The sequence below is a fragment of the Pseudomonas emilianonis genome (assembly GCF_023072625.1).
In the GTDB taxonomy this organism is placed as follows: Bacteria; Pseudomonadota; Gammaproteobacteria; order Pseudomonadales; family Pseudomonadaceae; genus Aquipseudomonas; species Aquipseudomonas paraveronii.
Map to the genome: position 1 here is coordinate 1 of NZ_JAKNRV010000262.1, position 7,429 is coordinate 7,429.

General features: G+C 61.2%; 6 protein-coding genes and 2 pseudogenes. 6 read left to right on the forward strand and 2 right to left on the reverse strand.

Annotated features, from left to right (window positions below):
* From L9Z73_RS21580 to rlmF, 4 genes and pseudogenes are all read left to right on the forward strand, one after another.
* Positions 1-63: pseudogene (locus L9Z73_RS21580) on the forward strand (hypothetical protein); the annotation flags it as partial.
* Positions 64-107: 44 nt separating this feature from the next.
* Positions 108-290 (forward strand): annotated as a pseudogene (locus L9Z73_RS21585) (DNA polymerase III subunit chi); the annotation flags it as partial.
* 238 nt (positions 291-528) lie between these two features.
* Entirely contained in the window at positions 529-3,375 is a 2,847-nt protein-coding gene (locus L9Z73_RS21590) for a valine--tRNA ligase (RefSeq protein ID WP_247405222.1), read from the forward strand.
* A gap of 238 nt (positions 3,376-3,613) precedes the next feature.
* Positions 3,614-4,636 carry a 23S rRNA (adenine(1618)-N(6))-methyltransferase RlmF gene (gene rlmF / locus L9Z73_RS21595; RefSeq protein WP_247405226.1) on the forward strand — a complete coding sequence of 341 codons (1,023 nt, stop codon included), beginning with the start codon at positions 3,614-3,616 and terminating at the stop codon, positions 4,634-4,636.
* Positions 4,637-4,703: 67 nt separating this feature from the next.
* Here the strand turns inward: rlmF and L9Z73_RS21600 are convergent, their stop codons facing one another.
* Positions 4,704-4,985: an HU family DNA-binding protein gene (locus L9Z73_RS21600; RefSeq protein ID WP_247405229.1), complete on the reverse strand. Its 282-nt coding sequence runs from the start codon at positions 4,983-4,985 to the stop codon at positions 4,704-4,706.
* A gap of 397 nt (positions 4,986-5,382) precedes the next feature.
* On the opposite strand from L9Z73_RS21600, the gene yejK reads away from it, so the two are divergent.
* Together yejK and L9Z73_RS21610 are read left to right on the forward strand one after the other, a co-directional pair.
* Positions 5,383-6,387, forward strand: a complete 1,005-nt coding sequence (gene yejK, locus L9Z73_RS21605) for a nucleoid-associated protein YejK (protein ID WP_247405233.1) — start codon at positions 5,383-5,385, stop codon at positions 6,385-6,387.
* On the forward strand, positions 6,387-6,737 hold the full coding sequence (locus L9Z73_RS21610; RefSeq protein ID WP_247405236.1) for a glutaredoxin family protein: 351 nt from the start codon (positions 6,387-6,389) through the stop codon (positions 6,735-6,737). Before yejK ends, L9Z73_RS21610 begins: the two co-directional genes overlap by 1 nt.
* On the opposite strand, the gene L9Z73_RS21615 is transcribed toward L9Z73_RS21610, so the two are convergent.
* Positions 6,738-7,429, reverse strand: a 692-nt coding sequence (locus tag L9Z73_RS21615) for a FecR family protein (protein ID WP_247405238.1), incomplete at its 5' end; no start/stop codon positions are given.

Below are 7,429 nucleotides of genomic sequence, written 5' to 3' on the forward strand. Positions count from 1 at the left end.
CGCGCCTATCAGATTCTCAACGTATTGGACGACACCCGGCGCGCCCTCACCAACCTCACCGGCTAAGTCAGCGGGCGTCTCACATTGGCCACCAGCCACCATATCGGCCTGCAGCGCCTGCCGAAAAGACCCCGGATGCCTTGCTGCTGCACCTGGACAACGAACTGCGCGCCGCTGCGCAATTGATCATGCAGGACGTGATCGACGACTTCGCCCCGCACATCGAAACCGAGATCAAGCGCCGGATGGATGCGCGGATGGAGCGGTTGCTCAGTCAGTACCAGTCTTAAACCAGACACCCCCCCTGTGGGAGGGGCGGTGCGACGACTCGACTTGCTCCCGATAGCAGTGTGTCAGGCACTTATACGTCACTGACACACCGCAATCGGGAGCAAGTCGAGTCGTCGCACCGCCCCTCCCACAGTTGATCGCATGCACCTTAAGGCCGTCTTCAACTCGCCCTCTCCCCTATCCCCCGTTATACTTGTCGGCTTTCCTGAATTAATGCCAACTAGGGTCCCGCCGCGCATGGATAAGACCTACCAGCCGCACGCTATTGAAACTTCCTGGTACCAGACCTGGGAGTCCGAGAATTATTTCGCTCCGCAAGGCGCGGGCGATTCCTACACCATCATGATTCCGCCACCGAACGTCACTGGCAGCCTCCACATGGGCCATGGCTTCAACAATGCGATCATGGATGCGTTGATCCGTTTCCGTCGCATGCAGGGCCGCAACACCTTGTGGCAACCGGGCACCGACCACGCCGGTATCGCCACGCAGATGCTGGTGGAACGCCAACTCGAAGCCACCGGCCAGAGCCGTCACGACCTGGGCCGCGAGAAATTCCTGGAAAAAGTCTGGGAATGGAAGGATCAGTCCGGCGGCAACATCAGCCGTCAGATCCGTCGCCTGGGCTCGTCCGTCGATTGGAGCCGCGAGCGCTTCACCATGGACGACGGTCTGTCGGACGCCGTGAAAGAAGCCTTCGTGCGCCTGCATGAAGACGGCCTGATCTACCGCGGCAAGCGCCTGGTCAACTGGGACACCAAGTTGCACACGGCAATTTCCGACCTCGAAGTGGAAAACCACGACGAGAAAGGCTTCATGTGGAACCTCAAGTACCCGCTGGCCGATGGCGCCAAGACCGCTGAAGGCAACGACTACCTGATCGTCGCCACTACCCGTCCGGAAACCATGCTCGGCGATGCCGCCGTGGCCGTTAACCCGAACGATGAGCGCTACCAGGCCCTGATCGGCAAGTTCGTCGAACTGCCGCTGGTTGGCCGGCGCATCCCGATCATCGCCGACGACTATTGCGACCCTGAATTCGGCACCGGCTGCGTGAAAATCACCCCGGCCCACGACTTCAACGACTACGAAGTCGGCAAGCGCCACAACCTGCCGCTGATGAACATCTTCGACAAGAATGCCGCCGTGCTGCCGGCCTGCCAGGTGTTCAACCTCGACGGCACGCTGAACGAGAGCATCGACGGCAAGATCCCGGCCGAATACGCCGGCCTCGACCGTTTCGAAGCGCGCAAGCAGATCGTTGCCGCCTTCGACGCCGCCGGCCTGCTGGTCAGCGTCGACGACCACAACCTGAAAGTGCCGAAGGGCGACCGCTCCGGCACTATCATCGAGCCTTGGCTGACCGACCAGTGGTACGTGTCCACCAAACCGCTGGCCGAGCCGGCGATTGCTGCCGTGGAAGATGGCCGTATCCAGTTCGTGCCCAAGCAATACGAAAACATGTACTTCTCGTGGATGCGCGACATCCAGGACTGGTGCATCAGCCGTCAGTTGTGGTGGGGCCACCGCATTCCGGCCTGGTACGACGAGTCGGGCAAGGTCTACGTCGGCCGCGACGAAGCCGAAGTGCGCGCCAAGCACAACCTCGGCCCGGACGTAGCCTTGCAACAGGACAACGACGTACTGGACACCTGGTTCAGCTCGGGCCTGTGGACCTTCTCGACCCTGGGCTGGCCGCAGCAGACCGAATTCCTGAAGAAATTCCACTCCACCGACGTACTGGTCACCGGCTTCGACATCATTTTCTTCTGGGTCGCCCGGATGATCATGATGACCATGCACCTGATGAAGAACGAGGACGGTACCCCGCAGGTGCCGTTCAAGACCGTGTACGTCCACGGCCTGGTGCGCGATGGCCAGGGCCAGAAGATGTCCAAGTCCAAGGGCAACGTCCTTGATCCGCTGGACATCATCGACGGCATCGACCTGGAATCCCTGGTGCAGAAACGCACCTCGGGCTTGATGCAGCCGAAACTGGCAAAAAAGATCGAGAAGCAGACCCGCGACGAGTTCGCCGACGGCATCGCCAGCTACGGCACCGACGCCCTGCGCTTTACCTTCTGCTCGCTGGCGTCCACCGGTCGCGACATCAAGTTCGACATGGGCCGCGTCGAAGGCTATCGCAACTTCTGCAACAAGATCTGGAACGCGGCGCGCTACGTGCTGGATAAAGGCGAAGACTGCGGGCAGAACGGTGAAGCCGTCGAACTGTCCCTGGCCGACCGCTGGATCATCTCGCAGTTGCAGCGCACCGAAGCCGAAGTGACCCGCCAACTCGACCAGTTCCGTTTCGACCTGGCCGCACAAGCCTTGTACGAGTTCATCTGGAACCAGTATTGCGACTGGTACCTGGAACTGTCCAAGCCAGTGCTGTGGGACGAAAACGCGCCGGTCGAACGCCAGCGCGGCACCCGTCGCACCCTGGTGCGCGTACTCGAAGTGGCGCTGCGCCTGGCGCACCCGTTCATGCCGTTCATCACCGAAGAAATCTGGCAGCGCCTCGCGCCGCTGGCCGGTGTCCAAGGTAAGACCATCATGCTGCAACCTTGGCCGGTGGCCAACGAAGCCCGCATCGATGAGGCTGCCGAAAGCGATATCGAATGGCTCAAGAGCCTGATGCTCGGCACGCGCAACATCCGCGCCGAGATGAACATCGGCCCGGGCAAGCCACTGGCGGTGTTCGTGAAGAACGCCAGCGCCGAGGACCAGCGTCGCCTCACCGAGAACGATGCGCTGCTCAAGAAGCTGGCCAAGCTGGAGTCGATCACCGTGTTGGCGGCTGGCGCCGAAGCGCCACTGTCGGCGACCGCACTGGTCGGCGACATGGAAGTGCTGGTGCCGATGGCCGGCCTGATCGACAAGGGCGCGGAACTGGCCCGTCTCGACAAGGAAATCCTGCGCCTGCAAGGCGAAGTGCAGCGGGTCGGCGGCAAGCTGTCCAACGCGGCATTCGTCGACAAGGCACCGGCTGAAGTGATCGACAAGGAACGCGCCAAACTGGCCGAGGCTGAACAGGCCCTGGGCAAGCTGGCGGAGCAACATGCGCGGATTTCCAGCCTGTAAGGGCTAGCCGTGCGAGAAAAGAGACCTTCGGGTCTCTTTTTTTTTGCCTGGGAATTCCCAATCCATTGCCGCCAACGCGGTCAATGTGGGAGGGGGCTTGCCCCCGATAGCGGCGTATCAGTCTCAACATTTTCGACTGCCACACCGCTATCGGGGGCAAGCCCTCTCCCACATTTGATCGAGTTGACCTCAGGATGTGTGACAATGCCCACCACTTTGAGCCAACACCAGAATCATCATGACCGCCCCCAGCACACCGAAACCTTCGCGCAAGAAGCCTAAAACCGCCACCACGGCCAAACCCGTCGTGCCGCGCAAAGAGGCCACCCTGCACCCACGCAACCGCCACCAGGGCCGTTACGACTTCCCGGCGCTGATCAAGACCACGCCGGAACTGGCGGAGTTCGTGATCATTAACCCTTACGGCAAGGAAAGCATCGACTTCGCCAGCCCGGACGCCGTGCGCGTGTTCAACCGGGCGCTGTTGAAGTCCTTCTATGGCGTGCAGCATTGGGACATCCCGGCGGATTACCTGTGCCCGCCAGTGCCGGGGCGTGCGGACTATGTACACTTCCTTGCCGACCTGTTGGCCAGCGTCAATGACGGCGAAATCCCCCGTGGCGCGCCGGTCAAGGTGCTGGACATCGGCATGGGCGCCAACTGCGTCTACCCGCTGATCGGCTACAGCGAATACCGCTGGCACTTCCTCGGTTCGGAAGTTGACCCCACCGCCGTCGCCGCCGCCAAGGCCATCGTGCAGTCCAACGGCCTGAACAAGGCGATCCAGCTGCGTCAGCAAAGCAATCCCAAGCACATTCTGCTGGGCCTGCTGGAACCCGGCGAGCGCTTTGACCTGACCATGTGCAACCCGCCGTTCCACGCGTCCATGGACGAAGCCACCAAGGGCAGCGAACGCAAATGGCGCGCCTTGGGCAAGGCCGATCCGAAACGCAAGTTGCCGGTGCTGAACTTCGGCGGCCAGTCGGCCGAGCTGTGGTGTGAAGGCGGTGAAGCGCGCTTCGTAACGCAATTGATCGCCGAGAGCGCGCACTTTGCCCACAAGGTGCTGTGGTTCAGCACCCTGGTGTCGAAGGCCTCGAACCTGCCCGCGATCCAGACTGCGCTGAAAAAGGCCGGTGTACTCGAGAGCCAGGTGGTGGAAATGTCCCAAGGGCAGAAGCAGAGCCGGTTTGTCGCCTGGACCTTCCAGACCCCATCCGAGCAGCAGGTGTGGCGCCAGCCCTGGGCACGTAAAGACTGAGCCCAAATCCCGGGCAACAAAAAACCGTGCCCGGATTGCTCCGGCGCACGGTTTTTTTTGCTGCGTCTTACTTGTTAACAGCGTCGGTCAGGCCTTTGGCCACAACCAGCTTGATAACTTTCTTGGCAGCGATTTCGATGGCAGCGCCAGTCGAAGGGTTACGGCCAGTACGGGCAGGACGCTCGGTCACTTTCAGTTTGCCAACGCCTGGCAGAGTGATTTCGCCGCCGTTTTCCAGCTGATCAGCAACAATTTGAGCCAGTTGGTCCAGCAGAGCGCGCGCGGTGGTTTTCGGTGCGTCTACTGCTTCAGCCAGGTCAGCGATCAGTTGGTCTTTAGTAATAGCCATTGTGGTGTTCCTTCCCTATCAAATTCATATGGATTGCAGAGTGCAGTGTCAGCCGTCGAGCCCGACCGTCAAGGCCTGGCATCCCCGGCTATAACCACGGAGATCGGGGTTATAGATGCTTGAAACGGGGATTGGTTCGACCTGACAAGTGCTGAATGCACGCTTAACGCCGAGTCTTGGGCGTAAGACCGCGCAAAACTAGCACAGAGACGGGGAAATATCCGCTTCTACCTACCCATTTGGTCAGCTTTATCGCTCTAAACCGTGAAAAAAAGGCACATGGCCCGTCGGAGGGCCGCCAAAACACCTTCCGAGCACGTCTTGGCCAATGGGTGCGGTACACTGGGCGACTTTTCGGGGAGGCCAATCGCTCCCCTATCAACCAGCCGAGAAGCCTATGCCGATCCGTCATTGCATCGTCCACCTGATCGACAAAAAACCCGACGGCACACCCGCAGTTCTCCACGCCCGCGACTCCGAGCTTGCCGAGTCGGCCGCGATCGAGAACATGCTTGCCGACCTCAACGAGAGCTACAACGCCAAACAAGGAAAGGCCTGGGGTTTCTTCCATGCCGAGTCGGGCGCGCACCCGTTCAGCGGCTGGTTGAAGGAGTATTTCGAGGGTGGCCAGGATTTCACCACGTTCAGCCGCACCGCCGTCGAACACCTGCAGAAGCTGATGGAAGAGTCCAACCTTTCCACCGGCGGCCACGTGCTGTTTGCCCACTACCAGCAAGGCATGACCGACTACCTGGCCATCGCCCTGCTGCACCACAGCGAAGGCGTGGCGGTCACCGACGAACTGGACGTGACCCCATCGCGCCATCTCGACCTGGGCCAGTTGCACCTCGCGGCGCGGATCAACGTGTCCGAGTGGCAGAACAACAAGCAGTCCAAGCAGTACATCTCGTTTATCAAAGGCAAGAACGGCAAGAAAGTCTCGGAATACTTCCGCGACTTCATCGGCTGCCAGGAAGGCGTCGACGGCCCAGGCGAAACCCGCACCCTGCTCAAGGCGTTCAGCGACTTCGTTGAAAGCGAGGACCTGCCCGACGAAACTGCCCGCGAAAAAACCAAGACCCTGGTGGACTACGCTAGCAGCCAGGCCAAGCTCGGCGAGCCGATGGGCCTGGAAGAATTGTCGGGTTTGATCGATGAAGATCGGCCTAAGGCGTTCTACGACCATATCCGTAACAAAGACTACGGCCTGTCGCCGGAGATCCCGGCCGACAAACGCACCCTCAACCAGTTCCGCCGCTTCACCGGGCGCGCCGAGGGGCTGTCGATCAGTTTTGAAGCGCACCTTCTGGGCGACAAGATCGAGTACGACGAAGCCGCCGGCACCCTGATCATCAAGGGCCTGCCGACCCAACTGACCGACCAGCTCAAGCGCCGTAACTGATGCTCGGCGGGGTCTTTAAAAAAGTCCTGCTGGTGTTGCTGGTGGTGGTGGTGATCCAGAACTGGGGCAAGGTCGAACGGCTGTTCAACCCGTCCCAGGTGGTCTCCGAGCAGACGCGGGCCTCGGCGCGCGTGGTGCTCTATTCGACCGAGTGGTGTGGCTACTGCAAACAGATCCGCCGCTTCCTCGACCAGAAAGGTATTCCGTACCAGGCGTTCGATATCGACAAAGACGCCGCGGCGCGCAAGGCCTATGAGGCATTGGGTGGTGGTGGGATTCCGTTTGTGGACGTGAATGGCACGTTGATTCGCGATTACAGCCCCGAAGCGATCATGGCGGCGCTGAAGTAATCAGCGCACCACAATCATCCGTCCCAACACCGTGTGCTGTTCGAACCCCAGCACCGCCTGCAACGCATTCAGTACGGCGTGCGGATCGTTACTCGGGAAGCTGCCACTGACACGCCGGGCGCCCAGTTCGTCGTTGAGCAGCAGGATGCGGCCAGGGTAGTAACGGCGCAAATCCTCGACCACCTCGGCCAGCGGCGCCTTGTAGTAGTTGAGCCAGCCGTCGCGCCAGGCCAGGCGTGCTTCGCTGTTGACCGCGTGCCAGGGCTCGGCGACGCCATCGGCATAGGCCACTTGCTGACCCGCCGTAAGAATTTGCTGCTGCCCCTGCTTGGCCGGTGTGACGCCGACCCGCCCCGACAACACCGTCACCTGCGCGCCCGCCGGTTGCAGGCGCACTTCGAACTGCGTGCCCAGCACCCGCGTTTCACCACTGCCCGCTTCCACCACAAATGCCGCGCCGGTGTGAGTCACGCTGAAAAAGCCCGCACCGCGACGCAGTTGGACATGCCGCTCACCCTGGCTGAAATCCACAGCGATGGCGCTGTCGGCATCCAGGGTGACGTGGGATTGATCGGCCAGGGTCACGGTTTTCACCTCGCCCGGCGCCGTGACGTAATCCGCGCCGAAGTCCTCGACCCAACGCGACGGTTGCCAGCCGGCGCCCATCGACAGCATCACCAGCAGGCACGCAG